A 24,395-nucleotide genomic window follows, 5' to 3' on the forward strand; every position below is an offset into this window, starting at 1 on the left:
CGATACAGAAAGCTACTTCAGCAGCTCGTAGATGCCGGCGACGCCCTGGCCGCCGCCCACGCAGGCCGTGACGATGCCGTACTTCTTGCCGCGCTCGCGCAGCTCATCGAAGAGCTGGATGCTGAGCTTAGCGCCTGAGCAGCCCAGCGGGTGGCCCAGAGCAATTGCACCGCCGTTCACGTTCAGCTTTTCAGTATCAATGCCTAGCTCGCGCACCACCGCCAGCGACTGCGAGGCGAAGGCTTCGTTCAGCTCAAACAAGTCGATGTCGTCGAGTTTGAGGCCGGCTTGCTTGAGCACTTTCGGCACGGCTTTGATGGGGCCCATGCCCATGATGCGCGGGTCGACGCCTTCGGTGGCATAGTTCACCATGCGGGCGATGGGCTCCAGGTTCAGCTCCTTCACCATGCGTTCCGACATTACGAGTACGAAGGCCGCGCCGTCGGAAGTCTGGGAAGAGTTGCCGGCGGTCACAGTGCCGTTGGCGGCAAACACAGGCCGCAGCTTGCCCAGGGCTTCTACCGAGGTGTCGGCGCGGGGGCCTTCGTCGGTATCCACCACGTAGGAGCGGTTTTTCTTCTTACCAGTGGCCTGGTCCAGGTAGGTTTCCTCTACCGTAATGGGCACGATGCTCTTTTTGAACTTGCCCGCTTCGATGGCTTTGATGGCCTTCTGGTGCGAGTTGTAGGAGAATTCGTCCTGGTCCTGACGGCTGATTTTGTAGTCGTTGGCCACGGCTTCGGCGGTGAGGCCCATGCCCATGTAGTAGTCGGGGTGCGCCATCGCCAGCTTGTAGTTGGGCACGGTTTTCCAGCCTACGGTGGGCACCATACTCATGCTCTCGGTGCCGCCCGCGATGATGCAATCGGCCATGCCCGAGGAGATTTTGCCCACCGCCATGGCGATGGTTTCGACGCCGGAACCGCAGTAGCGGTTCACGATGAGGCCAGATACGTTGATGGGCAGGGCCAGCAGCGAAATCAGGCGGCCCATTTGCAGGCCTTGCTCAGCCTCCGGCACGGCGTTGCCGACGATTACATCGTCGATGCGCGTGGGGTCGAGGGCCGGCACCTGGGCCACGAGGTGTTTGATAACGGCAGCGGCGAGGTCGTCGGGCCGGGTGAAACGAAGACCACCCCGGGGGGCTTTGCCCACGGCCGTGCGGTAGCCGGCTACGATATATGCGGTGTTAGACATATTATTTTGATTGTCATCCTGAGTGCAGCGAAGGACCTTATCACGCCGGCGCTGCGGAGGTTTAAGACGCTAACAAAGGCCGCCGTGATAAGATGCTTCCTTCGTCAGCATGACAAATTGAATTAATTGCGCAACGGCTTACCGGTAGTCAGAATGCTCTGAATCCGCTCCAGCGTCTTGCGCTCGCCGCAGAGCGACAGGAACGCCTCGCGCTCCAAATCCAGTAAGTATTGCTCGCTCACTTCGGTGGGCGAGGACAAGTCGCCGCCGCACATCACGTAGGCCAGTTTATCGGCAATAAGCTGGTCGTGGGTCGAGATGTAGTTGCCCTGCTGCATGGCGTACACGCCGGTTTTGAACATGGCGAGAGCGCCCTTGCCGTGCACCTTAATGTTGGTTTTCTGCACGGGCTGGGTGTAGCCGGCATCGGCCAGGTCAATGGCAGCCGATTTCGCGGCGGCGATAACGCGGTTGCTATTCAGCACCACTTCGTCGCCCCGGCGCAGGAAGCCCAGGTCGAATGCCTCCGCGGCGGAAGTCGAGACTTTGGCCGTGCTGATGGTCATGTAGGTGTTACGCAGCAGATTGAATTCGGGCTCGCCTTCCTCGTACTTGGCGGCCGTGCGCAGGGTCATTTCCTTGGTGCCGCCGCCGCCGGGAATCAGGCCCACGCCGAACTCCACGAGGCCGATGTAAGACTCAGCCGCTGCTACCACGCGGTCGCAGTGCAGGTTCAGCTCGCAGCCGCCGCCCAGCGTGAGGCCGTGCGGAGTGCCCACCACCGGGATGCTACTGTAGCGCATCCGCATCATAGCCTGCTGGAACTGCTGAATCATCATGTTCAGCTCGTCAAAATCCTGGTCGAGCGCCTGCATGTACACGAGGCCCAGGTTGGCACCGGCCGAGAAGTTCGGCGCGTCGTTGCCCACCACGAGGCCGCGATAGCCGGCTTCGGCCATCTCCACACCTTTCAGCAAGCCCTGAATAACGTCGGTGCCCAGCGAGTTCATCTTGGAGTGGAACTCCACGTTCAGGATGCCATCGCCGAGGTCGATAACTGAGGCCCCCGCGTTTTTCCACAGCACCTTGCCGCTGGCCCGCAGGTTGTCGAGAATGATGAAATTCTCCACGCCCGGAATGGCCTGGTAGGTCTTGGAAGCCTGGTCGTAAAACTTGCGCACACCGTCTTCTACCTTATAGAAGGTTGAATTACCGGCGGCCAGCATTTCTTCTATCCACGGGGCCACGGTGCGGCCGGCCGCTTTGGCTAGGTCTACGCCCGCCTGCACGCCCAGTGCGTCCCAGGTTTCAAACGGCCCCAGCTCCCAGCCGAAGCCGGCGCGCAGGGCGTCGTCAATCTTATACAATTGGTCGGAGATTTCCGGCACGCGGTTGCTCACGTAGGCGAACAGCCCGCCGAAGCTCAAGCGGTAAAATTCGCCCGCCTTGTCCTTGCCTGCCACCAGCACTTTGAACCGGTCGGCCAGCTTCTCGATGGTTTTGGTCATTTCCAGCGTGGCGAACTTCACCTTCTGGCTCGGCTTGTATTCCAGGGTGTTCAGGTCTAGCGCGTGGATTTCCGACTTGCCGCCCTCCCCTTTCACTTTCTTGTAGAAACCCTGGCCGGTTTTGTCGCCCAGCCACTTGCTCTCGCCCATCTTTTTCACGAAATCGGGCAGCACAAACACGTCCTTGGCCTCATCATCCGGCAGGCCCTGGGCCAGGCCGTTGGCCACGTTGATGGTCGTGTCCAGCCCTACCACGTCCGAAGTGCGCAGGGTGGCCGACTTCGCGTGGCCGATTACCGGGCCAGTCAGCTTGTCGGTTTCTTCCACGGTCAGGCCCAGCTTCTGCATGGTTTGCATGGCGTCGAGCAAGGCCCACACGCCCACGCGGTTGGCGATGAAGCCGGGCGTGTCCTTAGCCAGTACCACAGTTTTGCCCAGGTACAGGTCGCCGTAGTGTTGTAGGAAATCCAGCACCTCCGGCTTGGTGTCGGCCGTCGGAATGATTTCCAGCAGCTTCAGGTAGCGAGGCGGATTGAAGAAGTGCGTGCCCGCGAAGTGCTGCTTGAAATCCTCCGAGCGCCCCTCGGCCAGCAGGTGAATCGGGATGCCGCTGGTGTTACTGGTGATGAGCGTGCCCTTCTTGCGGAACTGCTCCACCCGCTCGTACAGGCTCTTTTTGATGTCCAGCCGCTCAATTACCACCTCAATTGTCCAATCGCAGGTGGCAATGTCCTTCAGGTTGTCGTCGAAGTTACCGGTCTTGATTTTGGCCGCGTCGGCCTTGCGGTAGAGCGGCGAGGGATTGGCAACGATTGCGGCCTGCAATGCGGCATTCACAATGCGGTTGCGCACGACCGGAGCCTCCAGTTTCAGACCCTTCTTTTCTTCGTCGGGCAGCAACTCTTTGGGGGCGATGTCGAGCAGCAGCACCTGCACGCCAATGTTGGCGAAGTGGCAGGCAATGCGCGAGCCCATGACGCCGGAGCCGAGCACGGCCACTTTCTTGATGGTTCGATTCATCCTCTTTGGGGGTGATGAGGTGGGGGTGGTAATGTAAGCGGTAAGCCCGTGCGCTAACGGCAGCGCCGCCAGGCTGTTGAGATTTTAAGACGCCGAAGACTCGGTGCGCGATGGCTTCAGCACAAACTCCTCAAAGAGGGTTTTGCTTTCAATCATGCTCGTAATCTGAGCCGAGACTTTGAAGAAGACATCGAGCTGGCTCTGCGGGATTTTTTCGCGGATTTTCAGGTTGAAGTGGCGCACTGTTTGGCGCGAAACTTCTTTTTTCTCCAGGCCCAGTTCGGTCAGGAAAATGCGAACCGAGCGTTTATCCACCGAGTCGGCCTGCTTATAAATCAGCCCTTTTTCCTCCATGCTGCGCAGGATGCGGGTGAGGCTGCGGGTTTCGAGACCCAGCAGCGGGGCAATTTTGGTGGCCGGCGTGCCGCGCTCCTGGTCGATATTGAGCAGCACGAAGCCGATGCTGGTCGTGATATCGTTTTGCGCGGCCTGGGTATTATACATCCGCGAAATCGCGTGCCAAGCCACTTTTATGTTGTAATCGACGGTTTCTTCGGGTTTCATGGGCGGGCTGATAGTGCGGTAAACTTACGAAGAATTTGTTAGGCTTGCATACTATATTCCAAAAAAAGAGGCACTCGTGGAGAGTGCCTCTGTCAGACGTCCTGTCGTCGCGCCGGTTACGGCACGATAAACGCAACCTGATTGGTTGAAGCGGCCGTCAGGCCATTATAAATTATGCGTCCGGTGAGGGGGTCGACGTAAGACGTCAGGACGGACGGCGCGCCATACGCTACAACGTAGACTGCTGTCCCGCTCGCAAAGCCGGCGCTGTTGAAGGTAGCTTTTGAAAAGCTAAAGCTTAATGGGCTGGTAGTCGTCGAAACGGTAGTCAGCAACGTGCCGTTGGCGGCCGTGGTACCGGGGCTACTGCTGGCGTATATCGCCAAACGAACAAAAGCGCCTTGCGCACCGGGGTTAGAGAACGGGACGTTCAGGGTTACCGAAGTGGTGGTTGGGTTGCTGACCGTGAGGGTGCCAAGCGTGGTAGTAGAAGGGGCCGAAATACTGCTGGTACCGAGAAAAGTTGGCTGGTCGCCGCCCACGTGGCCTACCCCGAGGCGACGCACGGTACCCAGGCCCGTGCGGCTGTAGCTTATATTGTAGGTGCCATTGCGCAGGTTAGTAAACTCGTAGCGCCCATCAGCATTGGTGGTGGCAGTGGCGGCCGGCGTCACGCCTTCCAGCGTAACTGTGACCCCGCTTTTGGGAAGTGCAACGCCGTATTCGTCGACGGGAGCGACAAAGCCGTAGAGCGAGCCCGTTAAATTTTGACCGGACGTGCCGTTGGTACCAGCCGCGCCGGTGGCGCCAGTAGCACCGGTAGCGCCCGTTGCCCCGGCAGGTCCCGGGTCGCCGTCTTTGCCTTTGCAGCCATTTAGCAGAAGCGCTGCGCTCAGGGCGAGGCAAGCAAATTTGGAGAAGTTACTCATGTATGAAAATGAAGTAGATGATGGAAAATAAAACTGTAAAGCTAAAACAAACAGCGTCCGCTTGATGCAAGCAGACGCTGTTTGTTTCATCGTTTCCTCATTTTCCGCCTACGAATACATCCCCTCAATCTCCTCCTTGCGGTTTTCGGTAATGACTTTGCGCTTCACTTTCATCGTGGGCGTCATTTCGCCGGTTTCCACGGTCCAGAGCTCGGGCGGGAGGGTGTTTTTCTTCACTTGCTCCCAGTGGGCAAAGCTTTGACTGTGCTTCGTTGCCAGTTCTTGGTTGGGCAGGGCACGTTGCCGCTTGCCTAGTGGGCCGTCCGCTCGTGCGGCTCCTTCTCGGCCCGGTCGTAGATGCCGGCAATCAAGTCCTTGTTGTTTTCGGTGATGACCTTGCGCTTCACTTTCATGGTGGGCGTCATCTCGCCGCTTTCCACGGTCCACAAAGTGGGCAGCAACTCGTGCCGCTTCACCTGCTCCCACTGCGCAAAGCCCTTGTTATACTTGTCTATTAAGTCTTTGTACAGTTTCACCACTTTCTCGTTTTTCACCAGTTCCTCGTTCGGAGCGTCGGGCACGCCGTTGCGCTTGCACCAGCCTTTTAGGTCGGGGAAAGACGGAATGACCAAGGCAGAGGCAAATTTCTGGTCGGCGCCCACCACCATGGCCTGCTCGATGAGCGGGTCCTCCTTCAGTTTGCCCTCGATGACCTGCGGGGCGATGTATTTGCCGCCCGAGGTCTTGAACATCTCCTTTTTACGGTCAGTGATTTTCAGGAACTTGCCATTCACCAGCTCGCCAATGTCGCCAGTGTGGAACCAGCCTTCCTGGTCGAACACCTCGGCCGTGAGGTCGGGCTTGTTGTAATAGCCCTTCATTACCGAAGCCGATTTGGTCAGAATTTCGCCATCGGCCGCGATTTTCACGTCCATGTTGTCGATGAGCGGGCCCACGGTGCCAATCATGTTATTCTCCGGCTCGTAGCCACCCACGGCAATCACCGGCGAGGTTTCTGTCAGGCCGTAGCCCTCCATCACCCGAATGCCGGCCGCCCAGAACACGCGCGCCAGCCGGGGCTGCAAGGCCCCGCCGCCGCTCACAATGCAACGTAGGTTGCCGCCCAGCGCCTCGCGCCATTTATTGAAGATGAGCTTATTGGCCAGCGCCAGCTGCGTATTATAGAAGAAGCCCTGGTCTTTCTGGGTGTCGTACTTCAGGCCCAAATCCAGAGCCCAGAAAAACAGGCTTTTCTTGATGCCTTCCAGCTCGTGGCCTTTCTGCACGATTTTATCATATACCTTCTCCAGCAGGCGGGGCACGGTGGTGAAGATTTCGGGCTTCACCTCGCGGAGGTTATCGGCGATGACGTCCATGTTTTCGGCGTAGTAGATGCTCACACCGTTTATCATGTACAGATACGTCACCATGCGCTCGAAAATATGGCAGAGCGGCAGGAAGCTTAGCGCTTTATCGTTCTTCGTGACGGGCACAAAACGCTGCGAGTTGCGGCAGTTGCTCAGGATGTTATCGTGGGTGAGCATCACGCCCTTGGGCTTGCCAGTAGTGCCGCTGGTGTAGATGAGCGTGAGCAAATCGTCGGGCTCCACGGCGGCTTTCAGCGGCTCCAGGTCAGCGGCGTTGCCTTTTTTGCCCAGCTCCAGCAGCTCACTAAAGTGGCGGGCACCCTCTACTTTATCGAAGGTGAAGATGTTGGCAGCGGGAATATCCAGGTCCTGCGTGGCTTCCTTCACCTTGTCGAACAGCTTTTTATCGGCCACGAACACGGCCCGCACGCCGGCATCGGTGAAGATGTACTTATAGTCCTCCACTGTGATACTGGGATACATCGGCACGCTGGTGGCCCCGATTTGGGAGATGCCGAAGTCGGCCATCATCCACTCCGGACGGTTCATGCTAATAATGGCCACCTTATCGCCACGCTTGAGGCCGAGCGACACGAGCCCGAGCGAGACAAGGTTGACCTGGTCCTGCAGTTGCTGGCTGCTGATGGGCACCCAGTTACCGTCGATTTTGGAGGCCAGGGCGTCGGACTTGGGCGACTCGGCAATTTGGTGGGCTAGGATATCAAAGGCGCGACGAACGTCCATGGGTGGGGTCGGATAAAGGCGTATTGCGTGAAATTCAGCTTAAATAAAGCGCTTTTTTTGGGTCTGCGCGATGGCGCAGTAACCACATCCGTGGCGCTGCTATTACGGCTAAAAACCAAATTGGCCGCGAAAACGCTCAAAAAGCCCCAAAACCCGGCTTTTTTCGGCGTAATTTTGGGCTCTAGCATTCCCGCTCCCAATGAATCTGGCCCTGTTTTTTGACCCGCTGCCGGAAACGCTGACCGAGGCCTCGCCCGCGCCTACCACGCTGGCTGCCTACGCCACCCGCTTCACCGAAACCTTCCCCGACTGGCGCACCGCCGACCTGGCCCTCATCGGGCTGGATGAGTGGCGCGGCAGCGCGGCCGGCCCACCCAATGCCCGCCGCCACGGCCCCAACGAAGTGCGCCAGCGCTTCTACCAGCTGCAAAAAGGCTCGGGCATGCTGCGCCTCGTCGACCTCGGCAACTTGCGCCCCGGCCTTACGCTGGAGGATACTTACCAGCGCCTGCGCGAAATCATCGGGGCGCTGCTGGAGGAAAACACAGTGCCTATTCTGCTCGGCGGCAGCCACGATTTGGACTACGGCCAGTTTCTGGCCTACGAAGCGCAGGACCGCACCATCAACGTGACGGTAGTGGACTCGCGGCCCGACATGGCCGAGCCCGGCCCCGGCACCCCGCCCGAAGAAAGCCATCTGCGCCGCCTGCTGGTGCACGAGCCCAACATCGTGTTCAGCTTGGCCCACCTCGGCCACCAGCAATACCTCACCCCGCCCGAGGTGATGGTGGCCCTCGAAAAGCTGCACTTCGACACCATGAGCGTGGGCGAGGTGCGCGCCGACCGCCGCCTGGCCGAGCCACTGGTGCGCCAGGCCGATTTCATGAGCGTAGACATTGCCGCCATTCGCTGGCAGGACTCGCCGGGCTACTACCCGGCCAATCCCTTTGGCCTGGGCAATGAGGAAGCGACGCAGCTCTGCTGGTATGCGGGTCATAATGAACAGCTCAGCTCGTTCGGCCTCTACGGCTACCGCGCCGACGTGGACCCGAACGGGCTGGCTGCCGCCACCATCGCCACCATGCTCTGGTATTTCGTGGAAGGATTCTACCACCGCAAACCCGAAACCGGCTTCGGTACCTTCCGCTTCCTCACCTACACCGTGGTGCTGCCCGGCAACCCCGACAAGCTGGTGTTCTACAAATCGCGCCGCGCCGAAAAGTGGTGGATGGAAGTGGAGCGCCTCGGCGACAACGCCACCAAGCGCGTGGTCCCCTGCACCTACGAGGATTACCTGAACGCCTCGCAGGGCGACCTGCCGCAGCGCTGGATTCGGCTTCAGGCGCTGTTAAGCTAGTTGAAACGTCACAAAAAGAACGGTCATGCTGAGCCTAGTCGAAGCATCTCTACCGCACAAGTAATCAATTTTGAACCAACGAAGCGGTAGAGATGCTTCGACTGCGCTCAGCATGACCGTTCCAGAAAACCAAACTGTAATTCCCACCTACACCAAAAACCAACTCGCTCTGCGCAATGGCCAGGACCGCGACGAAATCTGGGTGGCGTACCAAGGCCAGATTTACGACGTAAGCCGCTCGCGCCTCTGGCGGCGCGGCAACCACTACGAGCACTGGGCCGGCCAGGACCTCACCGCCGAACTGGACAAAGACGCCCCGCACACCGCCAACGTATTCGATAATTTCGCCGTTGTGGGGCAACTTCTATAGAACATGCTTTAGCTTGTTCGTCGCTTGAACTTTCCCTTTTTTCTGAACAAGCTAAAGCATGTTCTACACTATGATGACCACCGAAGCGCCCTCCGAATTCAACCACCTCGAAACGCTGTCGACCACCGAACTGCTGGCCGGCATGAACCGCCTCGACCACACCGTGCCCGATACCGTGGCCAAGGCCTTGCCGCAGATTGAGCGGCTGGTAGAAGCTACGGTGGCCCGGCTGCGCGATGGCGGGCGGCTGTTCTACATCGGGGCGGGCACCAGCGGGCGGCTGGGCGTGGTCGATGCCTCGGAGTGCCCACCCACGTTTGGCGTGCCGGCCGAAATGGTGGTAGGCATCATGGCGGGCGGTGATGGGGCCATCCGAGTGGCCGTAGAAGGCGCGGAGGACGATGCCGAGCAAGCCTGGAAAGACTTGCAGGTACACAACGTCACTGCCAAAGACGTGCTCGTGGGCATCGCCGCTTCGGGCCGCACGCCCTACGTCATTGGTGGGCTGCAGCGGGCGCGGGCGGCCGGCCTGGCCACCGGCTGCGTGGTGTGCAATGCAGGTTCGGCAGTGGCGGCAGCAGCTGAGTTTCCGGTAGAAGTGGTGACGGGGCCGGAATTTATTACGGGCAGCACGCGGCTGAAAGCCGGCTCGGCCCAGAAAATGACGCTCAACATGCTCACCACAGCCACTTTCATCCGCCTGGGCTACGTGCGTGGCAACAAGATGGTCGACATGAAGCTGTCCAACATAAAGCTGGTAGACCGGGGCGAACGCATGCTGATGGACGAGCTCGGCATTGAACAAGCCGAGGCGGCCGAGTTGCTCAAGCAGCACGGCAGCGTGCGCGCGGCGCTGAATGCTCGCGCATAGTATGCGTACCGTACATGGCCAGGCTTAGAATCAGCATTGGGCTACTCGGCTTGCTCCAGATGCTGCTTCTGCTGTGCCTGTATCAGCCGCTGCCCGAAACGCTGGACAAACCCTGGGTTGACAAAATTTACAATATCGTTTTCGCGGCCAACAGTATAGCACTGGTACTGACAGCATTTTGGGCTTTCAAACAGCGCCGAGCCCTGCTGGGCATCCTGGCGGCAGTGCTTGCTTTTCCGGGCCTAATGTTTTGGGCAACCGTTTTGACCAGCCTTTTAACGAACCGCAACGTGGAATAATAAGTTAGCAGGGAACACCTTTTGCGCTAAAACGGCAGCTGTTCCGGTAATGGCTGCCCCTGCCCTGCCAACCCATGCACACCATCGAGCCGCACTACAACTGGATTGAGCAATACTCGGCCTCCGAAGACCCTCGCTCCCCTCTCTTCGAAGCGGAAAATAGCCTCGAAACTTTCACCAATACCATCTACGGCTACTACATCCACCCGCAGTGGGACAGCCTGGGGTCGGATACACTGTTCTTCAAAATCCTGTTTGCCGATTATGAGGATGGTACCGCTGTGCTCGAATTCATCGGCGAGTGGAACGATGCCATCGAAAACGACATCATGGAGCTCAAGCGGAATATCATCGATATTCTGACGCATGAGGGCATTCGCAAGTTTATCCTCATCGGCGAAAACGTATTCAACTTCCACGGCTCCGACGACGACTATTACGAAGAATGGTACGAGGACGTGGAAGACGGCTGGATTGCGGGCATCAACTTCCAGGAACATGTGCTGCGCGAAATGAAGCAATACAACGTCGACAACTACATCAACTTCGGCGGGCAGCTCGACGACCTATCCTGGCGTACCTACGAGCCGCGCCGCCTCTTCGAAGTGGTCGATAACCTCCTGAACCGTCGCCTAGGCATGCCCGAGACTGAACTGTAGCGCTACAGCCTAAACACAAAAAAGCCTCTCCGTTGCTGGAGAGGCTTTTTTATTAACCAGGAGGCAAGAATTACTTCTTAACTTCTTCGGTCGTGGTGGTCGTGGTGGTGCCGGCAGCAGGAGCGTTAGCGTCCATTTTGTCAGCGTTGTCCTGGATGGCTTCGCCTTTGGCATCAGCCGAGTCACGTACGGCGTCAGCCTTGTCTTCCATGGCATCAGCTTTGGCTTCGCCAGCTTCTTTCACGTTTTCGCCAACTTGCTCCTGAGCATCTTCTTTCTTGCTGTCGCACGAAGTGAAGGTGAACGAACCGAGGGCCAGGGCGAGGAACAATACTTTTTTCATCTTGGGGTTTGTTTTAAATGTGGTTGATTTTCAAGCAACTTCCGAAGGTTGAGCCGAAGCTTAACTTCAAATTCGGGGCTTTATACTCTGGTTTGGAGAAGGTAACCCGCCGCCTGAAAAAAATTTGTGAAGAATGTGTGAGCCCGGCGTAGTCCCGCTTATTTCTTGCGGAACAGGATACCGATGGGCACGCCCGTAAAGTCGAAATGCTCGCGCATCCGGTTTTCGAGGTAGCGCGTGTAGTTGGTTTGCACGTACTGCGGCAGGTTGGCGAAGAAGGCAAACACGGGGTTGTGCGTAGGCAGCTGCGTCACGTACTTGATGCGAATCATCTTGCCCTTGAGCGCGGGCGGGCCGTATTTCTCAATCTCCTTCAGCATCACATCGTTGAGCTGCGAAGTCGGAATCTTGCGGCGCTTGTTGTGGTACACTTCAATGGCCGTTTCGATGGCCTTGTGCACGCGCTGCTTGTTCAGCACCGAGATAAAGATGATGGGGATATAGGAGATGGGCGCAATCTTTTCCAGGATTTTGGCCTCAAATTCCTTGGCCGTGTTGGTGTCCTTATCAGCCACCAAATCCCACTTATTCACCAGAATCACAATGCCTTTGCGGTTCTTATCGGCCAGGGTGATGATGTTCACATCCTGCGCCTCGATGCCGCGGCTGGCGTCCAGCATCACAATACACACGTCGCACTCCTCCAGGGCGCGCAGGCTGCGCATGTTGGCGTAGAATTCCACGTCCTCGCTCACCTTGGCTTTGCGGCGCAGGCCGGCCGTATCCACTAGGATAAACTCCTTGCCGAAGGCATTGTAGCGCGCCGAGATGGAGTCGCGGGTGGTGCCAGCAATATCCGTCACAATGCTGCGGTCTTCGCCCAGCAGCAGGTTCACGAGGCTGGATTTGCCCACGTTGGGGCGGCCCACCACGGCAATACGCGGGATTTCCGATTCCGGCTCCTCAATGCCGGGGTCGTCGAAGTTGGCTACCACGGCATCCAGCAATTCGCCGGTGCCGTGGCCGTTGGCGCTGCTGATGGCGTAAATTTCGCCATCGCCGAGGCCCAGCGAATAGAATTCGCCCACGCCGTTGGCGCGGAGGTTGGTGTCGGCCTTGTTAGCCACCAGGTAGATGGGCTTTTTGCCGATGTAGCGGCGCAGCACGTGCGCAAACTCCTCATCGAGGCTATGCACACCGGCATCAGCATCCACCATGAACAGCACCACGTCGGCCTCTTCAATGGCCAGCTTTACCTGCTTGTTGATTTCGCCCTCAAAAATATCTTCCGAATTGTGCACGTAACCGCCCGTGTCAATCACGGTGAAGTTCTTGCCAATCCAGTCGCCGTAGCCGTAGTGGCGGTCGCGGGTTACGCCGCTCTCGTTGTCCATGATGGCCTTGCGCTGACCCACGAGGCGGTTGAAAAGCGTGGATTTGCCCACGTTGGGCCGCCCAACGATGGCGACCGTGTTTTGCTTAGACATGTGGTGTTGGCCCCAGCCGCCGACCCGACCTAGATTCGGCAGTGCCCGGGGTATATTAGTTATAGATGGTCGGAATACGTGTTTTGTCTGTCATCCTGAGCGCAGCGAAGGACCTTATCACGCCAGCGCCGTTTTGCTTTTACCGCAAGCAGTTCAGGCGTGATAAGGTCCTTCGCTGCGCTCAGGATGACAGGCGGAGTATTTATTGATAGCCGAACCGACTCAGCGCTTTTGCATCGGTACGCCAATTCTCGTTCACTTTTACGTGCAGTTCCAGAAACACCTTTTTCAGGAAAAACTTCTCCATTTCCTCACGCGCCCAGGTGCCTACTTTCTTCAGTGCCTCGCCGCCCTGGCCGATGACGATGCCCTTTTGTGAGCTGCGCTCGACGTAGATGATGCCGCGAATGCGAATGATGGCGTCCTCTTCCTTAAACTCCTCAATCACAACTTCGCAGCTGTATGGAATCTCCTTCTTATAAAGCTTGAATATTTTTTCGCGCACCATTTCGGCGGCAAAAAAACGCTCGGGCTTATCGGTTAATTCGTCCTTCGGGTAATATGGCGGGTGGAGGGGCAGGCGCTCCAGCACCAGCTGCAGCACGCCGTCGGTACCGAAGTGGTTGAGGGCGGAAATGGGCAGAACTTCGGCGGCGTTGGGGAGCTGCTCTTTCCAGTAGGCCAGCTTGGCTTCCACCTCTTCCTGGTTGGCTTGGTCGATTTTGTTAACGAGCAAAATGATGGGGGTGTCCACCATCTTGCGCAGGCGCTCCACTACGGGTTCCTCGTCATGCTTCTCGTAGATGTCCGTTACGAAGAGCACCACGTCGGCGTCTTCGAGCGATGAGTACACGAACGACATCATGGCGTTGTGCAGCTCATATTTGGGCTGGATGATGCCGGGGGTATCGGAATAAATCAGCTGGAAATCATCGCCGTTGAGGATGCCCAGGATGCGGTGGCGCGTGGTCTGGGCCTTGCTCGTGACGATGCTGAGCCGCTCGCCCACCAGCGCATTCATCAGCGTGGACTTGCCCACGTTGGGCTTGCCAATGATGCTCACGAAGCCGGCGCGGTGGGGTTTAGTTTCGGGGTTCACGATGGATGGGTTTGATAATCAGGGCCGCAAAGGTACGGCTTGCGGGCCGGAAATGCTAGGATGATGCCGAAGTACCCAGCCGCGAAGGGCGTTTCAGCGGCGCAGAATTTCGCTTTTGGTCAATTCGATTTGCGGAAATCGTCAGCAAGAGCCTTTGGATGGGGCCGGACCTTTGTCAGGTTCTCCAACGCATCTGTCACCTAACCCGCAACCATATGTTTCTCGGCCATTTCGGCGTCGCTTTCGGCACCAAGACGCAACAGCCCCGCGTGTCGCTGGGCACCTTATTTCTGGCCGCGCAGCTGGCCGATTTGGTATGGCCCACCCTGCTCCTGTTCGGGGTGGAGCGCATGAGCATCGTGCCGCACGCCACGGCTACCAACGCCTTCGATTTTGTGCATTATCCCTTCACCCACAGCCTGCTGGGAGAATTGGTAGCGGGCCTGCTGCTAGGCCTGGTTTACTGGCTGGTGCGGCGCAATGCCCAGGGGGCGCTGCTGGTGGGCCTGCTGGTGCCCAGCCACTGGTTGCTCGATTTGATGGTGCATCAGCCCGATTTGCCGCTGTATCCGGGGGATTCGCCGCTGCTGGGATTTGGGCTGTGGAACCACTTTGCAATCACACAAGTGATGGAATTTGCGCTGTTGGGGTTGGGACTGTGGCTGTATGCGCGGCGAACCAGCCCGCGCAATGGCGTGGGCCGCTACGGTCTGCTGGGGCTGGTTGCCTTTCTGGTGCTGGTGCACTTGTCCAGCCTCTTTAGCCCACCGCCTGCTTCGGTTGCGTTCATCGGCTGGGGCGGGCAGCTGTTGTGGCTGACGGTGGCGCTGGCGTACTGGGTTGACCGCAACCGAGAATTTACCGGCGAAACGCGCCCGGCGTCTGCCCCGTCCATTTCTTAAAGGAGCGCACAAACACGCTCGGCTCGGAGTAGCCGAGCAGGAAGGCCACGTCGGTGATGCTTAGGTGCGGCTCGCGCAGGTGACGCTGGGCGAGGTCGCTGCGGACATTATCGAGTAGCTGCTGGTAGGTGTAGCCAGCTTCCTTGAGCTTGAGCTGCAGGGTACGCACACCCAGACAGAGCTGGGCGGCCACGGTGGTCAGGGTCGGCAATTCTCCTTTAAGCTGCCGCACAATTTCGCCCCGTACCCGCTCGGTGAGGGTGGGCGGCTGGTGCGTGGGTAGCTGGGCCAGCAGGGCCGCCGCGTGTTGTTCGAAAAGCGGAAACAGCGCCGGGTTGGCGTGTAGGACGGGTAGCGCCAGCGCGGCCGCATCGAAGGCTACTTGCGTCAGAAGCGTGTCGAATTCCAGATTGGCAGTACCAAAAGCTGCCTCGTGTTCCCGCGTATCGGCCGGGCGCGGGTAGGCCAAGCGCACGGCCTGCGGGGCTACGGGCTGGCCGGTGAGCGTAGCAAAAGCCGCCAGGTAGACGGACAGCTCCGAGTTCAGCACGTACTGCGGGTGCACGATGGCGGGACTGGTCAGCTCCAGCGTCAGCCAGATGCCGCCGGGCCACTCAGGGGCGGGCGTCTGGAAAGTGCGCACGCCCTGGCAGGCCACGTCCTGGTAGCGGCACAACTGCGCGATGGCCGCCCCCACGGTGGGCGCGTGCATCAGCACGTAGGCCAGCGTGCCAGCCGTGGCGAAATTAATATAGCCGCCGAGGTGCAAGTCGAAATACTGGTCGCGCGTAGCATCCATCACCAGCGGCCACAGGCGCTGAATGGTGGCTATTGGCACACGGGCGTCGGGGCCGGTAGTCGTAGCAGGTTCGAAACCAATGGCTTGGCTGAGTGCCGGCACGTCGGCACCGTGCTGGCCGGCCACCCATAGCAGCATATTGAGCGACGAGACGGCGAGGGTATCGGGCGGCATCGATAGCAGATGAATTTGGGTGCAATTACGGCCGCAGGGCCGAACCAAGCCCGCAACTGGCTGTTTCGTCCGCAATACGCTTGCTGCTCCCGAACTTTGCCCCAATGAATGCTCCTGCTACTTCCGGCCGCCGCATCGGCGTGCTCCTCGTCAACCTCGGCACGCCCGACTCGCCCAGCACACCCGACGTGCGCCGCTACCTCAACGAATTTCTCACCGACGGCCGCGTGATTGACATGGCCGCCGCCATTCGCTACCCGCTGTTTCAGGGCATCATCGTGCCACTGCGGGCGCCCAAATCGGCCAAAATATACCAGCAGCTCTGGGATGCCGAGCGGGGCTCGCCCCTGCTCTACCACGGACTCGATTTGCAGGCCAAGCTGAAAGAAGTGCTGGGCAAGGAGTACGTGGTGGCCTTCGGGATGCGCTACCAGAAGCCCAGCATTGAGAAGGCGCTGGAGGAGCTGCGCGACGCGGCCGTGGACCGCATCATCGTGCTGCCGCTGTTTCCGCAGTACGCGGCGGCCAGCACCGGCTCGGTGCAGGAAAAGGTGATGGACATTGTGAAAGACTGGTGGATAGTGCCCAGCATCAGCTTCATCAGCACCTTTGCCGACGACCCGGGCTTTATCAGCAGCTTTGGGGCGCGGGGTAAGGCCGAAATGGCCAAGCACGCCTACGACCACATCGTGTTCAGCTACCACGGCATCCCGGAGCGGCACGTGCTCAAGGGCAGCTTCAAGGGCTATTGCAAGCTGGGCACCTGCTGCGCCAGCTACAATAAGAACAACCGCTATTGCTACCGGGCACAGTGCTTTGCCACTTCGCGCCTGCTGGCCAAAGAGCTGGGCCTGCGCGATGACCAATACACCGTCACCTTCCAGAGCCGCCTGCAAAGCCGCCTGCGCGACCCCTGGCTCCAGCCTTACACCGACGAGGTGCTGAAAGAAATGCCCGCCAAAGGCATCCACAATGTGCTGGCCTTTTCCCCCGCTTTCGTGGCCGACTGCTTGGAAACGACCATTGAGGTGGGCGAGGAATTTAAGGAGATGTTTGAACAGGCCGGCGGAAAGCATTGGCAGCTGGTGCCATCGCTGAACTCCGAGCCGTACTGGGTGGATGCCGTGGCCGACATGATTCGGCAGAATTAGCGCGCTAATAATCGAATACCCAAGAGGGCGCTGTTGAGTATAGCTCGGCAGCGCCCTTTCTTATTTTTATATTTTCATTAGCAGGAGTTTCTGTAACTTTAAGGTTTCGTTCTCAAAAAATTCCCACCTAGATGCGCCTCCGTTACACTTTAGCACTTGCTTTTGGCCTATTGCCCGGTGCTCAGGCCCGGGCTCAACAAGCTGTCAAAATCCTATTTGATGCCACCAAAGCCCAAACTGCCGGCAACGCCGATTGGGTGATTGATTCTGATGTTTCGGGCAGCCCCCAGCGCCTGCCCACGCCCGCGCAAAGCACCGTGACGGCCAGCACGCCGGAAACGTACTGGACCGGCGCACTTTCTTCCTGGGGTATTGCGCTGGTGAAGCGCGGCTATCAGGTGGAAACCCTGCCCAGCAGCGGCCGCATTACCTACAACGACGCGACCAATGCCCAGGACCTGCGCAACTACGCGGCCTACATTGTGGACGAGCCCAACACGCGCTACACCGCGGCCGAGAAAACGGCTATTCTGAACTATGTGCGAAACGGTGGCGGCTTGTTCATGATTTCGGACCACACCATTTCGGACCGCAACGGCGACGGTTGGGACTCGCCCGCCATCTGGAACGACCTGATGGCCTCGGCCAGCCCCGCCAACCCTTTTGGCATCACCTTCGACCTGAACAACCTTGTGTTCACCACCGGCGTAGGCGCGGCCACCGCTCCCACTGACTCACTCCTGCACGGCCCGGCCGGCAACCCGGTGGCGATGGAATACCACAACGGTGCCAGCCTTACCCTCTCCCCCACTGCCAATGCCAGCGTGCGCGGGGTTTTGTTCCGGCCCGGCGCGGCCACTACCGGCACCACCGGGGCCATTGTGGCGCGGGCTCGCTACGGCCGAGGCCGTGTGGTGGCCCTCGGCGACTCGTCGCCGCCCGACGATGGCTCGGGCGCGCCCGGCAATAACCTATACGACGGCTGGGCCGCCGAGGCCAACGGCGACCATGCCCGCATTCTGCTCAATGCCACCATCTGGCTGGCCACGCCCAACCGCACCACTACCGCCACCCGCGGCGCCACCGAGGCCGATTTCAGCATTTATCCCAACCCCAGCACCGATGCCTTCTTCATCAGCGGCAATGTGCTGCCGACCGAAATTCGCTGCCACAATGCCGTGGGGCAGGAATTTGCCATAAGCAGTACGGCAGCCGGCGTTGGCGCCTTGCGGGTGCAAACGGCAGGGCTGGCTCCGGGCCTCTACGTGCTCAGCCTGCGCCTGCCCAATGGGCAGGTACTCACGCGCCGCATTGCGCGGCAATAATATCCGGCCGGTTTAAGAAGCCCGGCGGCGGCTGTAAAAGCTGTCGGCGTCGAACGAATCCTGCTCGTAGAAGCGCGGATTGGCCGGGGCAGCCTCCTTGCCCAAGGCCCGCAGCATGGCTTCTTCATACTCGCGGGTAATCTGAATTTCGACGTAGGGCGGGTAGCTTAGCACGGTCTCGGCATTGAGCGCGGGCACAAAAACATTATCCCCGTCCTCATCCAGCGAAGCGGCCCCAATGGGCAGCAGAATGTGGTTTTCATGCTCATTGATATGGAAGCTGGCGTCCAGCTCCACATCCAGGTAGCGCACTTTCATGGCCTCAGGCTCCACAATCAGCTCATACACGGTGCCCAAAGCTTGTCCGTCGGAGCCGCGCACGGTCCAGCCGCGCACGTCAGGGTTGTCGTCGGCTACTTCAAAATCGGTAAGGTCGCGCAAGCGGCGAAGGACGGGCGTTTCCATAAAACACTTTGTATTTGGCAGTGAGCATTCATTCGTTGGCTGACCGCAAGGCACCAGGCAAAGCCAGACGGCGAATGCCTGGCACGCGTTTCTAATTTAGCTGTTTCGGCTCGCTGAGGATGCGCACAGCGGCGGCGGCCTGGGTTAGAAACTGCTGGTTCTGGTGCTGCTCGACCGCCGTGGTGCTGCGGCCAGAGAGCTGGCCGGCAAGGCTTACCAAAGCGTTGGCTTGGGTTTCCAGGTCCGGGTAAGCCTTTTGCTGCATGGCCCGGATGAGCCCTGCCGCCGCCACGAAGCCGGGGCGCAGACTGGTATTAGGCTCCCCAAGGCGGGCGGTGGCACTGGTCAGGTTGTCGCGTTGCTCGGTGGTAGTGGGGTCGCGCAGGTCGTCGCGGTCGGTGAGGGACACCAGCACGCCGGTGAGCTTTTGCAGGCCGTTCAGGGCGTAGCCGGGGGCCGCCGGGTCGGAGGCCGCTTGCGTGGCCAGCGCGGAAGCCGTTTCGGAACCGCCTGCATCCTGCGAGGTATCCCCCTGCGGAATACTGTCAATGGCCGCCCGGCGCGTGGCCTGGTCTACAGCAGCGGCGGCAGCCAATGTGTCCGGCGCAGTAGCGGGTGCCGCTGCCTCCGGGGTCACAACGGGCGGCGCGGGCTCATCGGCCGGGTCGGGGCGCAGAAAGAAATAAGCGGCCACGGCCACCACAACGGCCGCCAGCAGCACCAGCAGCCACGGGCTGGGCGAAGATTTTTTGCGTTGAATGTTAATGTCAGCCATGCAGCAATGAGTTGTCGGCGTATTCTTACGGAAGGATTCGAAAAGTAGTCATCTCTGAACAAGACAGCAGTGTTTGCCCAAGCATCTGCTTCATTCTGCGCCAAAGGCACAAAAAAGTCCGGCCACATCTGAAATGCAGCCGGACTTTACCGTTCATTCAAGCGAACCAAGTCACTTACACCGCCACCGGCCGGTACAGCTTGGCCAGCACCGCTACGGCGTAGTCCACTTCGGCTTCGGTGTTCATTTTGCTCATCGAGAAGCGCACGGTGGCGCGGTCAGGGTCGCAGCCCAGCGCCTCTAGCACGTGCGAGCCGGCTTGCGCCCCACTCGTACAGGCCGAGCCACCCGAGGCCGCCACCTTGCTGATATCGAGGTTGAAAAGCAGCATCTCGCTGATGGCTGACGGCGGCAGGCTCACGCTCAGCACCGTGTAGAGGCTCTTATCGGCATATTCCGACAGGCCATTGAACTGCACGTCCTCCACCTCGGCGCGCAGCTTTTCAATGAAGCGGGTCTTCAATGCCTGCACATGCGCGTGGTGAGCGGCCAGGTCGCGTACCGCGATTTCCAGCGCCTTGGCCAGGCCCACAATGCCGTACACGTTCTCGGTGCCCGAGCGCACGTTGCGCTCCTGCGAGCCGCCATGGATGAGCGGGCTCACCTGCAGGCCACTGCGGGTGTAGATGAATCCCACGCCCTTTGGCCCGTGAAATTTGTGGGCCGAGCCCACCAGAAAGTGATTTTTCAGCTGCTGCACGTCGTGCCGGTAGTGGCCCATCGTCTGCACCGTATCGGTGTGGAAGACAGCATCGTACCGAGCGCAGATATCGCCGATAGCGGCAATGTCGTTCAGGTTGCCGATTTCGTTGTTGGCGTGCATCAGGCTCACGAAGGTGCGCGACTGCGTAGCCAGCAGCTCTTCCAAGTGGCCCAAATCCAGCGCGCCTTGCGCGTCGTGCTTCACGTAGTGCAGCTCAATCTCGCCGCTTTTGGCCAGCGCCTGCAGCGGGTGCAGCACAGCATGGTGCTCCAGCGGCGAAGTGATGGCGTGCTTCAGCCCCAGAGTCCGCACACTACCGAAAGCGGCGTAGTTGTCGGCCTCGGTCCCACCGCTGGTGAAGATGATTTCGGCCGGTGCGGCATTGAGTAAGTGGGCCACCGTCTTGCGGGCATTCTCAATGGCCGCGCGCACCTGCCGGCCCGGCCCGTGCAGGCTGCTGGGGTTGCCGTAGTGGTTCTGCAGAAACGGCAGCATGGCTTCCAGCACTTCGGGGTCGAGGGGCGTGGTAGCGGCGTTGTCGAAGTAGACGTAGGCGGGGGCGGTGGAGGAGTTTGTGGTCATAGATGTGATTTCAGCAGAAAAAGCCAGAAGCCGGGCGTGGGTGCACCCGGCTTCTGTTAAGCTATGCGCGAATACAAATTTCGGCTTTTCAACTGAAACCAGCCCACAGTAGCAGCTCCAATTGTGCAGAACACCGACTAATTAACTCTTTGCAGCGATAATCTCCTTGATGTCGCCAATGATTTTCTGGGCCAGATAATCGGCCGTGGAGTTCGAATCCGACTCGGCATAGATGCGAATGATGGGCTCGGTGTTGGACTTGCGCAGGTGTACCCACTCCTTGTCGAACTCAATCTTCACGCCATCAATCGTATTCACCGGCTGCTTGGCGTAGCGCTTTTCCATCTTAGCCAGCACGTCGTCGGTATTGATGTCGGCCGTCAGCTCAATCTTGTTTTTCGAGATGAAGTAGCTCGGGTACGAGTTGCGTAGGCGGCTCACCGTGAGGCCGGTTTTGGCCAGGTGCGTCAGGAACAAGGCAATGCCCACCAAGGCATCACGGCCATAGTGCAGCTCCGGGTAAATGATGCCCCCGTTGCCCTCGCCGCCAATAACGGCGCTGGTTTCCTTCATCTTCGTCACCACGTTCACCTCGCCCACGGCGGCGGCCGAGTAGCTGCCGCCGGCTTTCTCGGTCACGTCGCGCAGGGCGCGGGTGCTGCTCAGGTTGCTCACGGTGTTGCCGCCGCCCAGGCTGCGCAGCACGTAGTCGGCCACGGCCACCAGCGTGTATTCTTCGCCGAACATCTCGCCGTTTTCACTCACCAGCGCCAAGCGGTCCACGTCGGGGTCCACCACGATGCCGAGGTCAAAGCCACCTTTCTCCAGCACCTTGGCAATGTCGCGCAGGTGCTCGGGCAGCGGCTCAGGGTTGTGGGCAAAGTCGCCGGTGGGTTCGCAGTGCAGCTTCTCCACGGTGGTCACACCCAGCGCTTCCAGCAGCATCGGCACGGCGAAGCCGCCCGAGGAGTTCACGGCATCCACCGCCACCCGGAAATTACGGGCCTTAATAGCCGCCACATCCACCAGCGGCAGCGCCAGAATGGCCTTGATGTGCTTCTTCAGGAAATTATTGTCCGTAGTGTACTGGCCCAGCTTGGTCACGGGCGCAAAATCGAAGTCCTCGCTCTCGGCCGAAGCCAGCACCTGCTGCCCATCGGCTTCCGAAATGAATTCGCCGGTTGCGTTCAGCAGTTTCAGCGCGTTCCATTGCTTGGGGTTGTGCGAGGCAGTAAGAATGATGCCACCGGCCGCTTTCTTGGCGGGCACCGCCATTTCCACGGTGGGCGTGGTGCTCAGGCCAAGGTCGCACACATCAAGGCCAAGGCCCTGCAGTGTGGCGGCCACCAATCGGCTCACCATATCGCCCGAAATGCGGGCATCGCGGCCAATGACAATGAGCTTGCTGTCGGTGCTTTGGGTTTTAACCCAGGTGCCATAAGCTGCGGCGTACTTCACCACGTCGAGCGGCGTGAGGCCCTGGCCCACCGGCCCGCCAATAGTGCCCCGGATGCCGGAAATAGATTTTATTAGAGTCACAGAGGTAGGTAATTTGAAAGGTCAAAATTAGGCATTAGCAACCGGTTGGCGGCACAGAGTTTTATCTTTGGAATAATGGAAAACCTAACGCCCCCCACTAGTTCCCTCTTAGCCAGCACGCGCCGCCCGGCCCAACTCGAAGCCTTCGGCCGCCTGCTCGACGTGCTCGACCGCCTCCGCACCGAATGTCCCTGGGATAAAAAACAGACGCTGCAAACCCTGCGGCACCTCACCATTGAGGAAACCTACGAAATCAGCGACGCCATTTTGCGCGACGACCTGCCCGACCTGAAAAAGGAACTCGGCGACGTCATGCTCCACTTGGTTTTCTACGCCCGTATCGCCGCCGAAAAAGGCGCCTTTGATATTGCCGACGTGCTTAATGCCCAGTGCGAAAAATTAATTTACCGCCACCCGCACATTTACGGCGATGTGCAGGCCGACGATGAAGAAGCAGTAAAACGCAACTGGGAGCAGCTCAAGCTCAAGGAAAAAGGCAATACCAATGGGGTACTCGGTGGCGTGCCCACCTCGCTGCCGGCCCTGGTGAAGGCCATGCGAATTCAGGAAAAAGCCCGGGGCGCGGGCTTCGACTGGGAACAGCCCGAACAGGTATGGGCCAAAGTGCAGGAAGAATTAAATGAGTTTGGGGCCGAGTACCACCACGGCAATCCCGACCGGATGGACGCCGATAAAGCCGCCGATGAATTCGGAGACTTGCTCTTTTCACTGGTCAATTTTGCCCGCTTTGCCGGCATTAATCCCGAAGAAGCGCTGGAGCGCACCAACCGTAAGTTTATCAGCCGCTTTCAGTACTTGGAAACCGCCGCTGCAGCCAATAACGAGCGCCTTGCTGACCTTTCCCTGGCCCAAATGGATGTGTACTGGGAAGAAGCCAAACGCCGCTCAACTCAACCCAAAGGCACGGTTTAGCGTTGGGAAGACTTCATCAAACTTTCATTGCAATTCTGGCGGGTAGAGGGAAGTTTTCTTTGGTCAGGCCGCACTTTTTGGTTAGGTTTGCCCAGCTAAGACGGCTCGTCGGGTAGTTTAGACTTCGGTAAGTGCTATTTTAATCTCCTCATTACGGGATTATCGATTGTCTTTTTGCCGTTGCCTGCGCCCCCAACCAACTTTTTGCATTTTCTTTACCCACTCAATTCAACTACTTCACTCAATAACCCCTAACATTCCGGAACAATGGAACAGAAAAATGCCATGAATACGAGCCCCCGGCCCGCCGCTACGGCCGCTAAAGCCGAAGCCAAAAGCAGCGGTGGTGCCTCGCTGTTCTCCGTCCTGGTTATCATCCTGGCCTTCGTCATCAGCTATTGCGTTTACAAATTCGTTTTCGGCGATGCCAGCCACTTCCAAGGCGGCAACAACGAAAACAACCCCAACCCCGGCGACTACCTGGGCGTGGTATTCAAAGGTGGCTTCATCGTACCCTTCCTGATGACCATGTTCTTGTGCGTTATCACTTTCTCGATTGAGCGCATGCTCACCATCGCCAAAGCTAAGGGCTCGAAAGGTATCGAAAGCTTCGTACGCACCGTGCGTCAGAAGCTGAACGCCAACGACATCAACGGCGCACTGGCTGCTTGCGACCAGCAGAAAGGCTCGGTAGCCAACGTGGTGAAAGCCGGCCTGATGAAATACAACGAGATGGCCCGCGAGCGCGGCATGACCACCGACCAGAAAGTATTGGCCATCCAGAAAGAAATCGAAGAAAGCACTGCTCTGGAGCTGCCGATGTTGGAGAAAAACTTGGTTATCATTTCGACCATTGCTTCGATTGCCACCCTGACCGGTCTGCTCGGCACGGTATTCGGCATGATTCGCGCCTTCGCCGCTCTGGCGCAGGCCGGCACTCCCGACGCCGTAGCTCTCGCCAACGGTATCTCGGAAGCACTGATTAACACGGCTCTTGGTATCGGTACCTCGGCTCTGGCCATCATTGCCTACAACTACTTCACCAGCAAAATTGACGAGCTGACCTACAGCATCGACGAGGCTGGCTTCAGCATCATCCAAACCTTCGCTGGCCAGCACGGCCAGACCACGGCCACCCAGACGGTTTAATTCCGCTGGCGCAGCTACCGGCTG

Annotated in this window: 24 protein-coding genes; 10 read left to right on the top strand and 14 right to left on the bottom strand. The window is 59.0% G+C overall.

The window, feature by feature from the left end; all coding sequences use genetic code 11:
• Positions 1–12: 12 nt before the first annotated feature.
• The 6 genes from I7X13_RS14045 to I7X13_RS14065 form a co-directional block, all read right to left on the bottom strand.
• A complete protein-coding gene (locus I7X13_RS14045) occupies positions 13–1,197 on the bottom strand; it encodes an acetyl-CoA C-acyltransferase (RefSeq protein WP_198069122.1) in 1,185 nt (394 codons plus the stop codon).
• Between the two features lie 122 nt (positions 1,198–1,319).
• Positions 1,320–3,725, bottom strand: coding sequence for a 3-hydroxyacyl-CoA dehydrogenase/enoyl-CoA hydratase family protein (locus tag I7X13_RS14050; protein WP_198075982.1), 2,406 nt, complete (start codon positions 3,723–3,725; stop codon positions 1,320–1,322).
• An 84-nt stretch (positions 3,726–3,809) separates the two neighbouring features.
• Positions 3,810–4,289 (bottom strand): MarR family winged helix-turn-helix transcriptional regulator, encoded by a 480-nt coding sequence (locus tag I7X13_RS14055; protein ID WP_198069124.1) that lies wholly within the window; start codon positions 4,287–4,289, stop codon positions 3,810–3,812.
• Between the two features lie 116 nt (positions 4,290–4,405).
• A complete protein-coding gene (locus tag I7X13_RS14060; RefSeq protein WP_198075983.1) occupies positions 4,406–5,218 on the bottom strand; it encodes a carboxypeptidase-like regulatory domain-containing protein in 813 nt (270 codons plus the stop codon).
• A gap of 108 nt (positions 5,219–5,326) precedes the next feature.
• Positions 5,327–5,455: a hypothetical protein gene (locus I7X13_RS21760; protein WP_262895108.1), complete on the bottom strand. Its 129-nt coding sequence runs from the start codon at positions 5,453–5,455 to the stop codon at positions 5,327–5,329.
• A 74-nt stretch (positions 5,456–5,529) separates the two neighbouring features.
• A complete protein-coding gene (locus tag I7X13_RS14065; RefSeq protein WP_198069126.1) occupies positions 5,530–7,329 on the bottom strand; it encodes an AMP-dependent synthetase/ligase in 1,800 nt (599 codons plus the stop codon).
• Positions 7,330–7,528: 199 nt separating this feature from the next.
• Here I7X13_RS14065 and I7X13_RS14070 point away from each other — a divergent pair, with 199 nt between their 5' ends.
• From I7X13_RS14070 to I7X13_RS14090, 5 genes are all read left to right on the top strand, one after another.
• A complete protein-coding gene (locus tag I7X13_RS14070; protein WP_198075984.1) occupies positions 7,529–8,686 on the top strand; it encodes a formimidoylglutamase in 1,158 nt (385 codons plus the stop codon).
• 112 nt (positions 8,687–8,798) lie between these two features.
• Positions 8,799–9,056 (top strand): cytochrome b5 domain-containing protein, encoded by a 258-nt coding sequence (locus I7X13_RS14075; RefSeq protein WP_198075985.1) that lies wholly within the window; start codon positions 8,799–8,801, stop codon positions 9,054–9,056.
• A 73-nt stretch (positions 9,057–9,129) separates the two neighbouring features.
• On the top strand, positions 9,130–9,927 hold the full coding sequence (gene murQ, locus I7X13_RS14080; RefSeq protein ID WP_198076073.1) for an N-acetylmuramic acid 6-phosphate etherase: 798 nt from the start codon (positions 9,130–9,132) through the stop codon (positions 9,925–9,927).
• Between the two features lie 59 nt (positions 9,928–9,986).
• Entirely contained in the window at positions 9,987–10,226 is a 240-nt protein-coding gene (locus I7X13_RS14085) for a hypothetical protein (RefSeq protein ID WP_198075986.1), read from the top strand.
• 74 nt (positions 10,227–10,300) lie between these two features.
• A complete protein-coding gene (locus I7X13_RS14090) occupies positions 10,301–10,885 on the top strand; it encodes a hypothetical protein (protein ID WP_198075987.1) in 585 nt (194 codons plus the stop codon).
• Positions 10,886–10,955: 70 nt separating this feature from the next.
• Here I7X13_RS14090 and I7X13_RS14095 read toward each other — a convergent pair whose 3' ends face one another.
• The 3 genes from I7X13_RS14095 to era all read right to left on the bottom strand — a co-directional run bounded on the left by I7X13_RS14095 (position 10,956) and on the right by era (position 13,814).
• Positions 10,956–11,228 (bottom strand): hypothetical protein, encoded by a 273-nt coding sequence (locus I7X13_RS14095; RefSeq protein ID WP_198075988.1) that lies wholly within the window; start codon positions 11,226–11,228, stop codon positions 10,956–10,958.
• 158 nt (positions 11,229–11,386) lie between these two features.
• Positions 11,387–12,715 (bottom strand): ribosome biogenesis GTPase Der, encoded by a 1,329-nt coding sequence (gene der / locus I7X13_RS14100; protein ID WP_198075989.1) that lies wholly within the window; start codon positions 12,713–12,715, stop codon positions 11,387–11,389.
• 202 nt (positions 12,716–12,917) lie between these two features.
• Positions 12,918–13,814 (bottom strand): GTPase Era, encoded by an 897-nt coding sequence (gene era / locus I7X13_RS14105; RefSeq protein WP_198069132.1) that lies wholly within the window; start codon positions 13,812–13,814, stop codon positions 12,918–12,920.
• 215 nt (positions 13,815–14,029) lie between these two features.
• Between era and I7X13_RS14110 the strand changes: the two genes are divergently transcribed.
• Entirely contained in the window at positions 14,030–14,716 is a 687-nt protein-coding gene (locus I7X13_RS14110) for a hypothetical protein (protein WP_198075990.1), read from the top strand.
• On the opposite strand, the gene I7X13_RS14115 is transcribed toward I7X13_RS14110, so the two are convergent.
• The gene (locus I7X13_RS14115; protein ID WP_198075991.1) at positions 14,673–15,689 is read right to left on the bottom strand and encodes an AraC family transcriptional regulator; all 1,017 of its coding nucleotides are present in this window, start codon (positions 15,687–15,689) and stop codon (positions 14,673–14,675) included. The two genes, I7X13_RS14110 and I7X13_RS14115, sit on opposite strands and share 44 nt — an antisense overlap.
• A gap of 104 nt (positions 15,690–15,793) precedes the next feature.
• Between I7X13_RS14115 and hemH the strand changes: the two genes are divergently transcribed.
• Together hemH and I7X13_RS14125 are read left to right on the top strand one after the other, a co-directional pair.
• Complete coding sequence (gene hemH, locus I7X13_RS14120) at positions 15,794–16,840, top strand: ferrochelatase (RefSeq protein WP_198075992.1); 1,047 nt, start codon at positions 15,794–15,796, stop codon at positions 16,838–16,840.
• Positions 16,841–16,971: 131 nt separating this feature from the next.
• Positions 16,972–18,165 (top strand): T9SS type A sorting domain-containing protein, encoded by a 1,194-nt coding sequence (locus I7X13_RS14125; protein WP_198075993.1) that lies wholly within the window; start codon positions 16,972–16,974, stop codon positions 18,163–18,165.
• Between the two features lie 12 nt (positions 18,166–18,177).
• Here I7X13_RS14125 and I7X13_RS14130 read toward each other — a convergent pair whose 3' ends face one another.
• From I7X13_RS14130 to glmM, 4 genes are all read right to left on the bottom strand, one after another.
• Complete coding sequence (locus tag I7X13_RS14130; protein ID WP_213019086.1) at positions 18,178–18,606, bottom strand: PRC-barrel domain-containing protein; 429 nt, start codon at positions 18,604–18,606, stop codon at positions 18,178–18,180.
• 115 nt (positions 18,607–18,721) lie between these two features.
• Positions 18,722–19,405: a hypothetical protein gene (locus I7X13_RS14135; RefSeq protein ID WP_198075994.1), complete on the bottom strand. Its 684-nt coding sequence runs from the start codon at positions 19,403–19,405 to the stop codon at positions 18,722–18,724.
• 175 nt (positions 19,406–19,580) lie between these two features.
• Positions 19,581–20,750, bottom strand: a complete 1,170-nt coding sequence (locus I7X13_RS14140) for a cysteine desulfurase family protein (protein ID WP_198075995.1) — start codon at positions 20,748–20,750, stop codon at positions 19,581–19,583.
• A 141-nt stretch (positions 20,751–20,891) separates the two neighbouring features.
• Positions 20,892–22,289: a phosphoglucosamine mutase gene (gene glmM / locus I7X13_RS14145; RefSeq protein ID WP_198075996.1), complete on the bottom strand. Its 1,398-nt coding sequence runs from the start codon at positions 22,287–22,289 to the stop codon at positions 20,892–20,894.
• Between the two features lie 75 nt (positions 22,290–22,364).
• Between glmM and mazG the strand changes: the two genes are divergently transcribed.
• Both mazG and I7X13_RS14155 read left to right on the top strand, forming a co-directional pair.
• Positions 22,365–23,222, top strand: a complete 858-nt coding sequence (mazG, locus tag I7X13_RS14150; protein WP_198075997.1) for a nucleoside triphosphate pyrophosphohydrolase — start codon at positions 22,365–22,367, stop codon at positions 23,220–23,222.
• A 267-nt stretch (positions 23,223–23,489) separates the two neighbouring features.
• Positions 23,490–24,371: a MotA/TolQ/ExbB proton channel family protein gene (locus I7X13_RS14155; protein ID WP_211532025.1), complete on the top strand. Its 882-nt coding sequence runs from the start codon at positions 23,490–23,492 to the stop codon at positions 24,369–24,371.
• Positions 24,372–24,395: the final 24 nt, after the last annotated feature.

The organism is Hymenobacter negativus (genome assembly GCF_016056375.1).
Lineage (GTDB): Bacteria > Bacteroidota > Bacteroidia > Cytophagales > Hymenobacteraceae > Hymenobacter > Hymenobacter negativus_A.